Origin of the sequence: Pleomorphomonas carboxyditropha (assembly GCF_002770725.1) — a bacterium.
Lineage (GTDB): Bacteria > Pseudomonadota > Alphaproteobacteria > Rhizobiales > Pleomorphomonadaceae > Pleomorphomonas > Pleomorphomonas carboxyditropha.
Window position 1 is genome coordinate 29,085 of the sequence record NZ_NQVN01000007.1, and the last position, 14,795, is coordinate 43,879.

The following is a 14,795-nucleotide window of genomic DNA, read 5'->3' on the forward strand; positions in this document are numbered from 1 at the left end:
CTTTCCACTTCCCTTGAATGCGTCAGAAGGCGGCGCGGTAGATCGACAGGATGTCCGGTTCGCTGAGGTCGCGCGGGTTGTTGTCGAGGAGCCGCCGGATGGCGTGCGCTTCCCTGGCCATGGCCGGCAACTCGGCGGCCGGCACGCCAAAGGCCGACATCCGCATCTCGCAGCCGAGCCGCACGCACCAGCCATGGGCGGCGGCGAACACCTTTTCCGGCTCGGTGGAGACGGGCAGCCCCAACGCTTCGAGGATAGCCGCCGTCCGTTCCGGCGCCGCCGGCGCGTTGAAGGCCAGCACGTGCGGGAAGATCAGCGCGTTGGCGGCGCCGTGCGCCACGTGATAGCGGGCGCCGAGCGGATAGGAGACGGCATGGCCGCCGGCAGTATTGACCGGCCCGAGGCAATAGCCGCCGTAGAGCGAGGCAAGCGCCATGCCGGCGCGCGCTTCCGGGTCATGATCGTCGTCGGCCGCCTTGGCCAGCCAGCGGCCGACGAGCCGGATGCCCTCGAGGGCGTAAAGGTCGATGAACGGATGCGCCTTCCTGTTGGTGAAGGCCTCGACGCAATGGGCGAGCGCGTCGACGCCCGTCGCCACGGTGATCGCCCGGGGCATGCCGAGCGCCAGATCGGCATCGACGACGGCGAGATCGGCCAGCATGTGAAGGCTCTGCACCGCGGACTTGGCCGCCGCCGCCACGTCGGTGACCAGCGCCCGCGTTCCGACCTCGCTGCCGGTGCCGGCCGTCGTCGGCACCTGGACGATCGGCAGCCTCTTGCCGGCGACCTTCTCGGCGCCCACCACGTCGGAAAAGCTCTGCCCGCTGCCCGTGAGGACGGCGACCAGCTTGGCGAGATCCATGGAGCTGCCGCCGCCGAAGCCGACGACGGCGTCGACCCCGGCCGCCTCGGCCGCACCGACGACGCGGGCCAGGTCGTCGGTGGTCGGCTCGCCGGCGAGTTCTCCCCAGACGACGGGCTCGCCCGGCAGTTCCAGGCAGCCGACGCGGGCGGCGTTGAAGGTGTCGGTGACGACCATCGGACGGCGGACGCCGCGCCGTCCCAGCCAGCGGCCGGCCTCGCCGGCCGTGCCCCGCCCGAACACCAGACGGGCCGGCTGCACGAGATCGATGGGCGTTCCCAGGGCGTTCAGGGGGGCGATCATGGCTTGGCGGCTCCCTCGAGCCCGGTGACGCGCGTCGCCGCCAGGCGCACGGCATAATCGACCGCCTCCAAGAGGCTCAGCTCGTTGGCGATGCCCTTGCCGGCAATGTCGAAGGCCGTGCCGTGATCGACCGAGGTGCGGATGATCGGCAGGCCGAGCGTGATGTTGACGCCTGACAGCGAGTTCCAGGTGCCCGTCTTCGGGTCGACGTTGAAGCCGAGCAGCTTGACCGGGATGTGGCCTTGGTCGTGATACATGGCGACCACCGCGTCATACTGGCCGGCGTGCAGCTTGACGAACACCGTGTCGCCCGGCACCGGCCCGACGACGTCGAGCCCGTCGGCAACGCACTGGGCGATCACCGGCTCGCTGACCTCGATATCCTGGCGGCCGAACAGGCCGCCCTCGCCGGCATGCGGGTTGAGGGCGGCAACGGCGATGCGGCGGCGCGGCAGGCCGAGACCGTCGAGCGTCTCGGCCGTGAGGTCGATGACGTAGCGCAGCCGTTCCGGCGTCAGCTTCTTCGGCACGTCCTCGAGGGCGATATGCGTGGTGACGTGGCTGACCCGCATGTTGCCGTGGGCGAGCATCATCACCGAGCCCTTGGCGCCGGTCAGGTGGGCGAGCAGGTCGGTATGGCCGGCGAAATGGAAGCCGGCCTTGTTCAGCGCTTCCTTGTTGAGCGGCGCGGTGACGATGCCGTGGATGCGGCCCGCCTTGGCGAGCTCCACGGCCTGCTCCACCGCGTGATAGGCGAAACGGCCGCCATCGGTCGAAAGCACGCCGGGCTGGATCGGCGCCCCCTCCGGGCAGGCCTGCAACTTGGCGAGGCCCGGCCAGTCCCCCGTTGCGTCCACTGCGGGAATGTCGAGTTCGGGCGCAAAGGCCCGGCAGGCCCGGTCGAGCGCGTCGTTCGAACCGATGACCAGGAGGCGCAGCTCGTCCGCATCGAGGCGCGGCTTCAGCACTTTGCAAGCCTTGGCGATGATCTCGGGACCGACGCCGGCCGGATCGCCCATGGTGATTGCCAGATGTGGGATCAACGGTGGTTCCTCTCGTAGCCGGAGAGCGGGCGCTGCCGGTGTTGATGGAGCAGAAGTTTCCGCCTCGGATCGGGCGCTGCAAAGGACCGCAGCCGCCGCCCCGAAGCCGTTTGGCGGCGCCGTTCGATATCGGCTTGACCCGTTGGTTCCTCTCTCCCTCTACCGTCAGAAAGCGCGCCATTTGGTCACATGTCAATATGTTGTAAGGTTATTCGTGTTTGTCCGTGACGCGGACTGGCGCCCGGGCCTTCCGAAAACCGGATATTTCCCTTGTTTTCTGCCGATCCTATCGCTGCACAGCCTTGCCACCGGCTTGGCATTCGCCCCAAAGGACGATTCGGCGCCGAAACAAGGCAAAAGCTCATATTCTTCGAAATCTGGCCGCACTAATGGATTCTATTTTTCATATCAAAGTGATAACCAGAGTCTGATTGGATTGCCCGTTTGTCGAAGAGACAGCTTGTTCTTCCAGATTTTACAAATTTGACAACCCGCTCAACCGGCCTCGAAGCGGCAACGTCATGCCATGGCATCGGGTTCGGGAAGGCGACACGGAACCCGTCGCCCGGCCGACGGTTGTTCGACCGACTATCGGAACGCCCGTGAACATGGCGAAATCCGGCGGCAAGGTCCGGAGCGCGCCCACAATTTCCCGCCGTCTTCGGACGAGGCGTCCGTGGGGAGGAGCCATCGTGACGACCGAACCACCCGTTCCCCCGCCTGGTGCTTCGCGGGCGTCGACGACAGATGGCCCCAGCGTGGAGGCGCTTCTCGAATTCCGGCGCCGATACGCGGAAGAGCCGGAAGACCTGCCGCCCCGCGCGCCCTGGCGGCGGCGCTTGCGGCGGCTCTATACCGGAACGGACCCGCAGGCGGTGCGCTTCCAATGGGCCTTCGCCAGCGTGGACCTCGTCATCATCGGCTTCTTCATCCTGAGCCCGGTGCTGCAGGAATGGCGGGCCTTCCTTTGGTTCGACTATGCCGTGGCCTGCCTGCTCGCCGCCGATCTGGCGGCGCGAGCGGCGGCGGCCGTCAGCCTCCGGCAGTGGTTGCGGCGGCCGTCCGTCTGGGTGGACTTCATCGTGCTCGGAACGCTGCTGGCGCCGCTATGGGTCGCCAACCTCGGCTTCCTGCGCATCCTCCGCCTCTGGTCACTGTCGCAGAAAGGGCTGTTCTGGCGCTCCCTGCGCCGGCACGGTTATCGCGAGTGGGAAGACGTCGGCCGGGCGGCCGTCAATCTCGTTACCTGCCTCTTCGTCATCACCGGCTTCGTCTATACCGCCTTCGCCCGGCCCGGCTCGGGCATGGAAGGATGGATCGACGCGCTCTATTTCACCGTCGCCACCGTCACCACCACCGGCTTCGGCGACATCACCCTGCCCGGAACGGTCGGCAAGCTGACCTCCATCGTCACCATGATCGTCGGCATCTCGTTGTTCGTCCGCCTGGCGCAGGCGCTGTTTCGGCCTCGCAAGGTTACCTTCCGCTGCCCGAAATGCGCCCTCATGCGGCACGAGCCGGACGCCGTTCATTGCAAGGCCTGCGGCCATCTCCTGGCGATTCCCGACCAGGGCGACGAGTGAGCCGTCCAACGGCACGGCCGGGCCGAGGATCGGTAACCCTCCGGCTGGACAAGGCGCCGTTTATCTCGCTTGATGGCCGGCGCACCATGGTCGCGCCGCCAACGGCGGCGTATCATGGACAAAAGACGCGCCGACGACGAGGAACCGCCATGACCGAAACGCTGAGCCAGTTGCGCAGGATCGCCACCAATCCGACCCTGAGCTTCAAGCAGAAGGAACATGCGCTGGCGGTCGCGGCCGAGAACATGTTGCCCTACGTGCTGCTCGATGCCGAGACGCGTGCCGCGCTCGATGCGCGCATCATCTGCGACATGTACGAGGGAAACGCCCCCTACAAGCCGCGCTACGTTCTGCCCGACTACGGGATGGTGCTGAAAAACGGCTCCGCCCATCTGGAATTGCCGAAGCCGGCAACGCTCGACGAGGCGATCAACACGTTGCAGATCGCCTACCATCACGTACCCTCGGTGACCGGCATGCCGGTGTTCATCGGTCATCTCGACGCGCTGCTCCTGCCGTTCTGCGACGGCGTGTCCGACGACGAGCTTTATCGCAAGATCAAGCTGTTCTGGCGCTACATCGACCGCGTGCTGCCGGACGCCTTCCTGCATGCCGACATCGGCCCCACCGATAACCGCGTCGCCCGCGCCATTCTCCGGGTCGACGCCGAGTTGCAGCAGGTGGCGCCCAACCTGACCTTCCTCTACGACCCCGAGGTCAGCGGCGAAGCCATGCTGCGGCTTTGCACCGACAACATCATCGCCTGCTCCAAGCCGCATATCGCCAACCATCCGATCCACCGCGAGGTGTTCGACGAGCCGGGCTACGCCATCGTCAGTTGCTACAACGCCCTGCCGCTCCGGGGCGGCGCCGCGTCGCTTTCCCGCATCAACCTCAAGAAGGTGGCCGAGGCGAGCGCCGGCGAGGCCGATTTCCTCGATGTCCAGTTGCCGCGCTACGTCGATCTCAACGCCCGCCTGATGCGCGCTCGCATCGATTACCTGTTCCGCCAGTCGGGCTTCTTCGACGGCAACTTCCTCGTCGAGGAGGGCTGGATCGACAAGGACCGCTTCACGGCGATGTTCGGCATCTTCGCCATGGCCGAGGCCGTCGACCACTTGCAGGATCTCGCCGGCCGGACCGGCCGCTACGGCCACGACGCCACCGCCAACGCGCTCGGCCACCGCATTTCGGCGCGGCTCGCCGAACTCGTCGATCGCGAGCCGATGGAGCACGTCTGGCGCGGCGGCGCCATGCTGCACGCCCAGGCCGGCCTTTCCAGCGACGCCGGCACCACGCCCGGCGTGCGCATTCCCTACGGCAGCGAGCCCGACCCGGTCAGCCATGTGCAGGCGCTGCTGCCGCACCACCGCCACTACCTGTCGGGCGTTTCGGAAATTCTCACCCTCGACGAGACGGTGCGGGCCAACCCGGAAGCGGTGTTCCAGCTTGCCAAGGGCGCGCTGCAGCTCGGCTTCCGCGAGTTCACCGCCAATGTCGCCGGCAACGATCTGGTGCGCGTCACCGGCTTCATGATCCGCCTCTCCGACATCAAGCTCTACAACGCGGCGAAAGGATCGCGCGTCAACACCACCGCGCTCGGCGCCGAGGCGGCCGACACGGTGCATATTCTCGAACGCAAGCCGCGCGTCGTCGGGCTGGAGCTGATGGCGGGTTCGGGTGTCTGACGGAATCGCCGCCGTCAGCAAGTTCCTGACCTGGTCGGTGGTCGACGGGCCGGGAAACCGCTTCGTGCTGTTCCTGCAGGGCTGCAACTATCGCTGCGTTACCTGCCACAACCCGCATACCATCGGCGTCTGCAGCGACTGCGGCGCCTGCGTCGCCGTCTGTCCGTCGGGTGCCCTGACCAAGACCGGCCGCAAGGTCGTCCACGACCCCGGTCCCTGCATCGCCTGCGACAGCTGCCTTGCCGCCTGCCCGACGCGCGCCAACCCGATGGTGCGGCGCATGACGGTGGCGGATGTCCTGGCTCTCCTCCGCCGCAACGCGCCCTTCCTCAATGGTCTCACCGTCTCGGGCGGCGAGGCGACGCTGCACCTCGACTTCCTGATCGATCTGTTCACGGCCGTCAGGGCGGCGCCGGAGCTTGCTCATCTGACGCTGTTCATCGACAGCAACGGCCATCTGCCGGCCGAGGGCTGGCAAAGAATCCTGGCGCTCACCGACGGCGTGATGCTCGACGTCAAGGCCTTCGAGCCCGAGCGCCACCGCCGCCTCACCGGCGTCGGCAACGACCTGTCGCTCGCCTCGGCCAAGCTGCTCGCCGAGGCCGGCAAGCTCTACGAACTGCGCTTCCTGCTGATTCCCGGCGAGACCGACCGCCCCGAGGAGATCGCCGCGCTCGCCGACCTGGCGCACGAGCTCGGCCCGGAAACGCGCCTGCGGCTCAACGCTTTCCAGCATCACGGCGTGCGCGGGCCGGCCGCCGGCTGGCCGGCCATGCCGCGCGACGGCGTCGAGGCCGCCGCCGCCGTCCTCAGGGCCGCCGGTGTCGCCGACGTGGCGGTGCCGTCGGTCTGGTTGCCCTGAAGCCGGCGAGAAGCGGCGACGCCGCGCTCGTCGGGCGTCAATTGGCGGCTCCCAATGAACTCTATGTCGGGCATCGAATTTCCTTCGCCCGCCGGCTTGCCCATGTTCGGCGCACATGACGCCGTTCGCTAAGGGAGCCGCCAGACCATGCTGATGCACCACCTGCTCTACCGCGCCGCGGAACGCGCGCCGGACGCTCCCGCCCTCAACTGGGTCGACCGCGACGTCGCGCTCACCGCCGCCGAGGCCGTGGACGGCATGGAGAAGATGGCCGGCGCCCTGGCCCATCTCGGCATCGCGCCCGGCGACCGCGTGCTGATCTTCGCCCATAACGGCATGGACTACCTCCTCGCCATGCTCGGCGCCTGGCGCATCGGCGCCATCTCGGCGCTGGTCAACGTCAAATACGCCGACGATCTCGCCTATTACGTCGACGACCACCGCCCCAAGGCGATCGTCTACACCCACGACATGGAAGGGCCGGTGAAAACCGCCGCTGCCGCGGTGGGATGCGTCTCCCACCTCGTCTGCATGGACGGGCCTCAGGAGGGCGCCCATGCCCTGCCCGAACTCCTGGCGGCCCGCTTCGCACCGCCGGACGACCCCGAGGACGCCACGGCGATCGCCCATCTGTCCTACACCTCCGGCACCACGGGCAAACCCAAGGGCGCCTGCCTCGCCCACGAGCCGACCGTCACCGCCGCCCGCTGCATCGGCGAGCGGCTGCGCATCCGCGCCACCGACCGTTCCTTCGGGCCGACGGCACTGTCGAGCTCCTATCAGCTCGTCGCCAACCTGTTGCCGCCGATGGCGGCCGGCGCCACCGTCAACGTCATGGGCAAGTGGACGCAGGCGACCGGCTGGGAGGCGCTCGAACGCACCGGAGCCACCGTCTTCGTCGGCAATCCGGTGGTGCTGACCGAGCTTCTCGAGGAATCTCAGGCGCGCGGCCGGCTGCCGTCGCCGCTGCGCTTCGGCCTTTCCGGCGGCGGACCGGTGCCGCCGACCCTGCGAAAGGCCTTCCGCGACGTGCTGAAGCTGCCGCTGGTCGAGAGCTTCGGCCAGAGCGAGATCGGCGGCTTCTTCGCCCTCGGCTTTCCCGAACTCGAACCCGACGACGGCAAGCTGGTGCGCGTCGGCCCGGGCACGCCGGACAAGGAGGTGGCGATTCTCACTACCACCGGCGCCCGCGCGCCGATCGGCGCCGTGGGCGAGATCTGCCTGAGGGGCGGCTTCATGGCCGGCTACTGGGGCCGGCCGGAAAAGACCGCCGAAGCGACCCGTGGCGGCTGGCTGCATTCCGGCGATCTCGGCAGCATCGATGCCGACGGCTACGTCACCATGCGCGGCCGCCTCGCCGAACTCGTCACCGTGGATGGCGTCGACTGGTTCCCGCGCGACGTCGAGGAGGCGCTCGCCGCGCAACCCGGCGTGCTGCTGGCCGCGCTGGTCGGCGTTGCCAACCCTTCGGGCGGAAGCACGCCCATCGCCTTCGTTACCGAGCGACCGGGCGAAACGGTCGACCTCACCGCCCTCAAGGCGGCCATCGCACCGCTCGTCCCCTATGACGTCGCGCCGCTGGTCATCCGCAAGGCGGCGAGCCTGCCGATGACGCCGACCGGCAAAATCGCCAAGGCGACGCTCGCCGCCGAAGCCGCCGCATGAGCCACGCCATGACCTCCTTTTCCTGGTGGAACCTCTCGACCGCCGACTTCGCCGGCCGCGATCTTTCGAACACCGTCGCCGTGCTGCCCGTCGGCGCCGTCGAGCAGCACGGGCCGCATCTGCCGGTCAGCGTCGACGCGGCGATCAATGCCGGCGTATTGGCCGACGCGCTCGCCAAGCTCGACGCAAATGCCGATGTGCTGGTGCTGCCGCCGTTGCCCTATGGCAAGTCCGACGAGCACCTGGCCTTTCCCGGAACGATCGCCATCTCCGGCGAAACGCTCTCCCGCATCTGGTTCGAGATCGCCGCCAGCGTCCACCGCGCCGGCGTCCGCAAGCTGGTGTTCTTCAACGCCCATGGCGGCCAGGTCGCCCTGATCGACATCGTCTGCCGCGACATCCGGGTGAAGCTCGGCATGCTGGCGGTCGCCTGCTCGTGGTTCCGCATCACCGCGGTCGACGACATCATTGCCGCCGCCGAATCGGCGCATGGCATCCACGGCGGCGATCTCGAGACCAGCGCCATGCTGCATCTGCACGGCGATCTCGTCGCCATGGACAAGGCCGAGGATTTCGTGCCGCTGACCGTCGAGATCGAAGCGTCCGGCAGCCTGCTCACCGCCGAAGGCGCCGTCGGCTTCGGCTGGCAGGCGCAGGACCTTCACCCCAAGGGCGTCGCCGGCAACGCCAGGGCCGCCACCGCCGAAAAGGGACGGATCATCGTCGACCGCGCCGGCTCGGCCTTCGTATCCCTGCTCGCCGACGTCGCCGCCTTCGATCTCGACCGGTTGACCGGCCGGACGGCCTTTTCGCGCTGAATGGTCAAGCTTCCGCCGCCAGCTTTTTCAGCCGGCGGCGGCGATAGGCTTCACTCAGGCCGACCAGCACCGCCGTCAGCACGAGCACCACCACCTGCATGGCATTGAGGTCCGGCCGCAGCTCGCGCCGGAACTCCGAGGCGACCATCAGCGACAACGGTTGCGTCCGGCCGGCGAGGAACATGGCGATGGTCAGGTCGGCCAGCGACAGGATGACGCCGACCGAATAGGCGCCCGACAGCGCCGGCCGGATCTGCGGCAGCAGCACGCGCAGAAACGCCTGCCAGGGCGAGGCGCCGAGATCGCGCGCCGCCTCGATCAGCCGTGGATCGAGGCGCACCATCACCGCCGCGATCAAGGCGGTGGCGAACGGCAGCGCCACCAGCGACTGGGCGAGGATCAGCGCCGTGGCGCCGCGCTCGAAACCGATGCGGCTCATGATCATCGCCTGGGCGATCGACAGCACGCTCTTCGGCACCAGGAACGGCACCAGCAGCAGGACGGCGAACAGGCCACGCCAGCGGAAGCCGGGCGCCGTCAGGGCGAGCGAGGCCATCAGGCCGAACAGCATGGCCAGGATGCCGACCGGCTGGGCGATCAGGAAGGAGGTGACGAAGCCCCGGAGGAAATTCTCGTTCCCTGCCAGCTCGCGGTACCATTCGAGCGTGAAGCCGGACAGCGGAAAGGCCATCAGCGCCGAATCGTTGAAAGAGAACACTGCGAGCACGACGAGCGGCAGGTAGAGAAACCCGGCCGCGACGATCAGTACGGAGAGGCCGATCCGTCCCATCACACCCTCCCGACCACGGCACGCGCGCCCTTGAGGCGCAGCAGCAGTCCGGCCATCGCCGAGGCGACGAGGAACAGCGTCGCGAGCAGCGCCAGGGCCAGCGCCGAGGCAAGCGGCCAGTCGAACGCCGTGCCGAACAGGTTGTCGACCAGCGCCATGGCCGTTGATCCCGACGTGCCGCCCAGCAGGCTCGGCGTCAGCATTTCGCCGGCCGACAGCGCGAAGACGGTGAGGCTGCCGGCGGCGAGGCCCGGCGTGGTCAGCGGAAAGATGACGCGGAAGAAGGCGTCGATGGGTCGGGCGCCGAGATCGCGCGCCGCCTCGATCAGCCGCCGGTCGACCATCTCGGCCGACACCCAGATGGCGAGCACCATGAACGGCAGATTGTTGTAGGTGAGGACGAGCGCGATGGTGAAGGGCGAAAACAGCAGGAATTTCAGCGGCTCGTCGATCAATCCCACTCCCTGGAGCAGCGTGTTGACCAGCCCCTCGCCGCCGAGAACGATCCGCCAGGCATAGATGCGGACGATCTCGCCGGTGTAGAGCGGCGTCAGCAGCACGATGACGGCAAGTCCCTTCCCCGACGCGGCAAGCCGCGTCAGCGCAAGGGCGACCGGATAACCGAGGATGGCGGTGAACACCGTCGTCGCGACGCCCGACAGCACCGCCTTGCCGATCAGGAACCAATCGGTCGAGGAAAAGGCGAGTTCGCCCCACGCCCGGAACGAGAAGGCCGGGACTAGCTCGAAGTCTTCCACCTCGTAGAAGCTGAAGGCGACGAGCACGGCGAGCGGCGCGAGACAGCCGGCGACGATCGCCGCCGCGACCGGCAGCGCAAGATGGCGCTGGCGGAAGGTCATGCGGCAATCCTCGTGATGAAGCTGCGATCGGCATCGAGCCAGAGGGCGACCGGCGTGCCGGCGGCGAGCGGCGCCTCGGCGGCAAAGCGCAACGATACCCCGGCGACCTCGGCCTCGATCATGCTCCGCTCGCCCTGGAAAACAGAGTTGCCGACGCTACCGGTGAAGGTCGCCACCCCTTCCCCGCGCGTCGACAACAGCTCGGGCCGGATGACCAGCATGGCGGCATCACCGGCGGCGAGGCCGTCGGCGGCCGGCGCGGTGACGTCGCCGAGCGCGGTTGCGATCGTCGCCCGGTCGCCATGGCGCTCCCGGATCCGCCCTTCGACCAGCGTCGAATTGCCGATGAAATCGGCGACGAAACTGTCGGCCGGGCGGCTGTAGATGGTCTGAGGGTCGGCCTTCTGGGCGATGCGCCCTTTGTTCATCACCACCACGATGTCGGACAGCGCAAAGGCTTCTTCCTGGTCATGCGTCACGTAGACGAAGGCGATGCCGAGACGACGCTGCAGCGCCTTGAGCTCGATCTGCAGATGCCCCCGCATCTTGCGGTCGAGGGCCGACAACGGCTCGTCCAGCAGCAGCAGGCGCGGCTCGGCAATGATCGAACGGGCCACGGCGACGCGCTGCTGCTGGCCGCCGGATAGCTGGTGCGGATAGCGGTCGCCGAAGTCGGCCATATGGACGGCGTCGAGCGCCCGCCGCACGCGGGCGGCGATATCGACGACGCCACCCCGCAGCTTCAGCGAGAAGGCGACGTTGTCGTTGACGGTGAGGTGGGGGAAGAGCGCGTAGGACTGGAAGACCGTATTGACGGGCCGCCGCTCGGGCGGCACGTCGGCCAGCGGCGTGTTGTCGAGACGCATGTCGCCGGCATCCGGCGTCTCGAATCCGGCGATCATCCTGAGAACCGTCGTCTTGCCGCACCCCGACGGGCCGAGCAGCGTCAGGAATGCCCGTTCGGGTACGTCAAGGTCGATGCCGTCCACCGCCGTCGACCGGCCGAATGTCTTGACGATCCCCCGCATCGCGAGAAGCAGCGGCGACAAGGCCGGCTCCGTCCGCTTTTCCATCCTGCTTCCCACCAATATCGATGCCCTGGTATCCGGGATCGGATGGCCTCACCCGACCTCGCACGACAAGCAAATCCCGCACCGCCCGACCTTCGGCCGAGAGGTGCGGGCGGCGGATCAGGCGGCCTTGACTTCGTTCCAGACCTTCAGCCACTCGGAATAGTTTTCCGGCGCCACCGGCCACATGAAGTTCTGCATGACCGAGAGATCGTCGACGAAGATCGCTTCCTGCTTCTCGGGCGTCAGCTTGTCGCGGATGATCGACGAGGTGGTGGCGTAGTTGCCGATCTCGGCGATGGTGGAAGCGTAATCGGCGCCGAGCAGGTAGTCGGCGAACTTGTAGGCGATGTCCATTTTTTCGTCGGGCAGGTTGGCGGGAATGCCGAAGCAGTCGCACCAGCCCATGATGCCGGCCTTGGGCTTGGCCATCGCCACCTTCATCTTGTCCTTCAGCGCATCGTAGGGCACGCGCCAGGAGAAGGCGGCCGTCACCTCGCCGGTGGCGAACAGGTTGGTGAGGTCGCCGATGGTCTGCCAGTAGGTGCGGAGCAGCGGCTTCTGGGCGATCAGCGCCTTCTTGACCTCGGCGAGTTCGTCCGACGTCAGCAGGAAGGCGCGCTCGCGCGGAATGCCGAGGTGCAGGGCGGCGACGGCGATCGATTCGAGGGCATAGTCGCGCATGGCGAGCTGGCCCTTGAACTTGGGATCGAACAGCGTCGAGTAGGTCGGCTCTTCGGTGTGGATGTCCGACCGGTAGACGATCGGGTTGAGGCCCCAGAGATAGGGGATGGCATAGGTGGCGCCGTCCTCGCCCTTCACCTTGTCGGTCGTCTTGAACACGTCGTACATGTGCGCAAGGTTGGGAACCTTGGAAAGGTCGAGCGGCTTCAGCACCTTGGCCTTGATGTAGCGCCAGGCGCCGTTCAGCGAGGGATTGACGATATCCCAGTCGGAAGCCGAGCCGGTCTTGAGGGCGGCGAACTGCGCGTCCTCGCTCGACAGGAACGACAGCTTGACCTTGGTGCCCGTCGCCTTCTCGAAGGGCGCCACATATTCGGGGTGGCCGTTGGAATCCCAGGTCGCCCAGACGATTTCCGACACGGCGGCGGAAGCCCGGCCCATCGGGCCGAGGAGCGAAAGCCCGGCGCCGGCGGCCAGTCCTCCGAGCATCTGTCGGCGGTTGAGTGTGAAGCGCTGCATGTGAAACCCCTCTCGCTGGCGGAAAGACAGTCCTGTTCCCTTTGTTTTGAGGAAGTTTGCCTTGGCCTCGCCGGCAGCGTCCATAGGATGGTCGCAATAGACACTATAGGTTCCTGCCGAGGCCGGACGCCTTTGCCGGCGGCAAATCTCGGCTAAGATGGGCGCGACATCACCTGCTCCGGATCGCCATGCCGCTTCCCGACCTCGACCACCCCGCCTATCTCCGCCTGACCTTCGCCATCGCCGCAAAGGCGGCCGACGACGGCAGCCACCCGTTCGGGGCCATCCTGGTCGGCGGCGACGGAAGCGTGCTGATGGAACAGGGCAACGCCTATCTGCCGGATCACGACATGACCGGCCACGCCGAACGCGTGCTGGCAACGCGCGCCTCGCAGCGCTTCCGGCCGGCCGAACTCGCCGACGCCACGCTCTATTCATCGGCCGAACCGTGCGCCATGTGCGCCGGCGCTGCCTATTGGGCAGGCATCGGCCGCATCGTTTACGGGCTTTCCGAAAGCGCCCTGCGGCGGATCACCGGCAACCATCCGGAAAATCCGACGCTCGACCTGCCCTGCCGGGTGGTGCTGGACAGCGGCCAGCGCTCCGTCGAGGTGGTCGGCCCGCTGCTCGAAGACGAAGCGGCCGAGCTTCACCGCTCCTTCTGGGCGAGGCGCTGAGCCGGCGTCACTCGGCAGCGACGCGCAGCATTAGCGGCATCGCATCGGCCGAGCCGCGCAGGTCGGCGACCGCGGCCTTCACCAGATGCCGGAACCAGGTGTGGGCCGGCGAGTGATGCTTGCAATCGTGCCAGAGCAGATAGAAATCCATGCATCCGAATTCGGCCGGCGCGTCGATCACCACGAAATTTCCCCGCTCGGCCAATTGCTCGGCGAAGGGAGCGCCGGTGGTGAACACCAGGTCGGAGCCGGCCAGCATGTGCGGCACGATGGCATATTCCGGCACCGAGGCGGCGATATGCCTGGCAAGGCCGAGCTCCATCAGGCGGCCGTCGATCGGACTATACTGCTTCATCACGTCGGCCGACGGCGATAGGTGCCGCTCGGCGAGATAGCGATCCATGGCGAGCGAGCCGATGGTGCCGGCGAGCCGGTGATCGGCGGCGACGACGCATTTGATCGGCGTCAAAAGCAGCGGCGCCAGGCGCAGTTGTTCCGGCGGCCGCGGCCAGTTGCCGACCACCAGGTCGAGCGAGCCGTCGGCGAGATGCGCCATCAGTTCGTCATGGCCCGGCAGCGTCGCGACGTCGATCGAGGCCCCCGGTGCCTCCTCGGCAAGCCGGGCGAAGATGCGCGGCAGAAAGGCTGCATCCAGGCAATTGGCGGCGGCGATGCGGAACCGCCGCTCGGTGCGCTCGGGATCGAAACTGGGCGGTGGCGCCAGCAGCGCATCGATATCGGCGAGCAGCCGCTGCAACGTCGTCCTGAGTTCGAGGCCGCGTTCGGTGGGAACCAGTGCGCCGCCGGAACGCACCAGGATGGGATCGCCGATCAGCTCGCGCAGCCGCTTCAGCGCCAGGCTGACGGTCGGTTGCGTCTGGCCGAGAATCTCGGCGGTGCGCGACACGCTGCATTCGGTGACCAGCAGCAGCAGGGTCCGCATCAGGCGGACATCGAAGGCGCCGTGGGCGGGCTCCATGGACAATCGATCCTCGAAAGAGGGAAACGGCTATGTCCACGGAAAGCAGCAAGCGTGCCAAGCAGCGCGATGGTCGCCGGTCCGGGCGACGAACTAAGGGGTAGGAAATTGGAAAATGGCGGAGAGGGAGGGATTTGAACCCCCGATACCCTTGCGAGTATGCCGCATTTCGAGTGCGGTGCAATCGACCACTCTGCCACCTCTCCGCGGTGCTCTGGGGATTGGATCCCGGTCGAAAGCGGCGCGGACCATAACCGCGGGCAAAGCCTCTGGCAAGAGGGGCAAAAGCCGTTGGGAACGGTTTTTTGAAGCGCCCGGAAGGCTGACCGGACGCCCCGGCGCCGCTAACGACCGGAAACGCCCGCTTCGGCGTTGACCGGCGGGGGCTTTCC

The 14,795-nt window shown here is 67.5% G+C and carries 13 protein-coding genes and 1 tRNA gene; 6 read left to right on the forward strand and 8 right to left on the reverse strand.

All coding sequences use genetic code 11. The annotated features are described in order from the left end of the window. Positions 1-22 precede the first annotated feature (22 nt). Positions 23-1,153: an iron-containing alcohol dehydrogenase gene (locus CJ014_RS12285; RefSeq protein ID WP_165790837.1), complete on the reverse strand. Its 1,131-nt coding sequence runs from the start codon at positions 1,151-1,153 to the stop codon at positions 23-25. 8 nt (positions 1,154-1,161) lie between these two features. After that, positions 1,162-2,208, reverse strand: coding sequence for a 4-hydroxythreonine-4-phosphate dehydrogenase PdxA (gene pdxA, locus CJ014_RS12290; RefSeq protein ID WP_207765733.1), 1,047 nt, complete (start codon positions 2,206-2,208; stop codon positions 1,162-1,164). 809 nt (positions 2,209-3,017) lie between these two features. Here pdxA and CJ014_RS12295 point away from each other — a divergent pair. From CJ014_RS12295 to CJ014_RS12315, 5 genes are all read left to right on the forward strand, one after another. Continuing rightward, positions 3,018-3,791: a potassium channel family protein gene (locus tag CJ014_RS12295; protein ID WP_245427301.1), complete on the forward strand. Its 774-nt coding sequence runs from the start codon at positions 3,018-3,020 to the stop codon at positions 3,789-3,791. Positions 3,792-3,940: 149 nt separating this feature from the next. Then, positions 3,941-5,479 (forward strand): YjjI family glycine radical enzyme, encoded by a 1,539-nt coding sequence (locus CJ014_RS12300; RefSeq protein ID WP_100080780.1) that lies wholly within the window; start codon positions 3,941-3,943, stop codon positions 5,477-5,479. Continuing rightward, positions 5,472-6,341 carry a YjjW family glycine radical enzyme activase gene (locus CJ014_RS12305; protein ID WP_207765734.1) on the forward strand — a complete coding sequence of 290 codons (870 nt, stop codon included), beginning with the start codon at positions 5,472-5,474 and terminating at the stop codon, positions 6,339-6,341. Before CJ014_RS12300 ends, CJ014_RS12305 begins: the two co-directional genes overlap by 8 nt. 147 nt (positions 6,342-6,488) lie before the next feature. Beyond that, on the forward strand, positions 6,489-8,006 hold the full coding sequence (locus CJ014_RS12310) for a class I adenylate-forming enzyme family protein (protein ID WP_100080781.1): 1,518 nt from the start codon (positions 6,489-6,491) through the stop codon (positions 8,004-8,006). Further along, positions 8,003-8,824 (forward strand): creatininase family protein, encoded by an 822-nt coding sequence (locus CJ014_RS12315; protein ID WP_100080782.1) that lies wholly within the window; start codon positions 8,003-8,005, stop codon positions 8,822-8,824. The genes CJ014_RS12310 and CJ014_RS12315 overlap by 4 nt, the downstream gene beginning before the upstream one ends. 4 nt (positions 8,825-8,828) lie before the next feature. On the opposite strand, the gene CJ014_RS12320 is transcribed toward CJ014_RS12315, so the two are convergent. The 4 genes from CJ014_RS12320 to CJ014_RS12335 form a co-directional block, all read right to left on the reverse strand. After that, positions 8,829-9,614 carry an ABC transporter permease gene (locus CJ014_RS12320; protein ID WP_100080783.1) on the reverse strand — a complete coding sequence of 262 codons (786 nt, stop codon included), beginning with the start codon at positions 9,612-9,614 and terminating at the stop codon, positions 8,829-8,831. Beyond that, entirely contained in the window at positions 9,614-10,474 is an 861-nt protein-coding gene (locus tag CJ014_RS12325; RefSeq protein WP_100080784.1) for an ABC transporter permease, read from the reverse strand. Before CJ014_RS12325 ends, CJ014_RS12320 begins: the two co-directional genes overlap by 1 nt. Beyond that, a complete protein-coding gene (locus CJ014_RS12330; protein WP_100080785.1) occupies positions 10,471-11,547 on the reverse strand; it encodes an ABC transporter ATP-binding protein in 1,077 nt (358 codons plus the stop codon). Before CJ014_RS12330 ends, CJ014_RS12325 begins: the two co-directional genes overlap by 4 nt. A 117-nt stretch (positions 11,548-11,664) precedes the next feature. Further along, complete coding sequence (locus tag CJ014_RS12335) at positions 11,665-12,747, reverse strand: ABC transporter substrate-binding protein (protein WP_245427286.1); 1,083 nt, start codon at positions 12,745-12,747, stop codon at positions 11,665-11,667. 188 nt (positions 12,748-12,935) lie between these two features. Here CJ014_RS12335 and CJ014_RS12340 point away from each other — a divergent pair, with 188 nt between their 5' ends. Then, positions 12,936-13,424, forward strand: coding sequence for a nucleoside deaminase (locus tag CJ014_RS12340; RefSeq protein ID WP_100080786.1), 489 nt, complete (start codon positions 12,936-12,938; stop codon positions 13,422-13,424). Between the two features lie 7 nt (positions 13,425-13,431). Here the strand turns inward: CJ014_RS12340 and CJ014_RS12345 are convergent, their stop codons facing one another. Both CJ014_RS12345 and CJ014_RS12350 read right to left on the reverse strand, forming a co-directional pair. Beyond that, the gene (locus CJ014_RS12345; protein ID WP_100080787.1) at positions 13,432-14,403 is read right to left on the reverse strand and encodes a LysR family transcriptional regulator; all 972 of its coding nucleotides are present in this window, start codon (positions 14,401-14,403) and stop codon (positions 13,432-13,434) included. A 116-nt stretch (positions 14,404-14,519) separates the two neighbouring features. Continuing rightward, positions 14,520-14,609, reverse strand: a tRNA-Ser gene (locus tag CJ014_RS12350). Positions 14,610-14,795: the final 186 nt, after the last annotated feature.

Excerpts from the sequence above, each read along its gene's own strand:
- CJ014_RS12300 (WP_100080780.1), top strand. The coding sequence starts at position 3,941 with ATGACCGAAACGCTGAGCCAGTTGCGCAGGATCGCCACCAATCCGACC.
- CJ014_RS12310 (WP_100080781.1), top strand. The coding sequence starts at position 6,489 with ATGCTGATGCACCACCTGCTCTACCGCGCCGCGGAACGCGCGCCGGAC.
- CJ014_RS12315 (WP_100080782.1), top strand. The coding sequence starts at position 8,003 with ATGAGCCACGCCATGACCTCCTTTTCCTGGTGGAACCTCTCGACCGCC.
- CJ014_RS12320 (WP_100080783.1), bottom strand. The coding sequence starts at position 9,614 with ATGGGACGGATCGGCCTCTCCGTACTGATCGTCGCGGCCGGGTTTCTC.
- CJ014_RS12325 (WP_100080784.1), bottom strand. The coding sequence starts at position 10,474 with ATGACCTTCCGCCAGCGCCATCTTGCGCTGCCGGTCGCGGCGGCGATC.
- CJ014_RS12330 (WP_100080785.1), bottom strand. The coding sequence starts at position 11,547 with ATGGAAAAGCGGACGGAGCCGGCCTTGTCGCCGCTGCTTCTCGCGATG.
- CJ014_RS12335 (WP_245427286.1), bottom strand. The coding sequence starts at position 12,747 with ATGCAGCGCTTCACACTCAACCGCCGACAGATGCTCGGAGGACTGGCC.
- CJ014_RS12340 (WP_100080786.1), top strand. The coding sequence starts at position 12,936 with ATGCCGCTTCCCGACCTCGACCACCCCGCCTATCTCCGCCTGACCTTC.
- CJ014_RS12345 (WP_100080787.1), bottom strand. The coding sequence starts at position 14,403 with ATGGAGCCCGCCCACGGCGCCTTCGATGTCCGCCTGATGCGGACCCTG.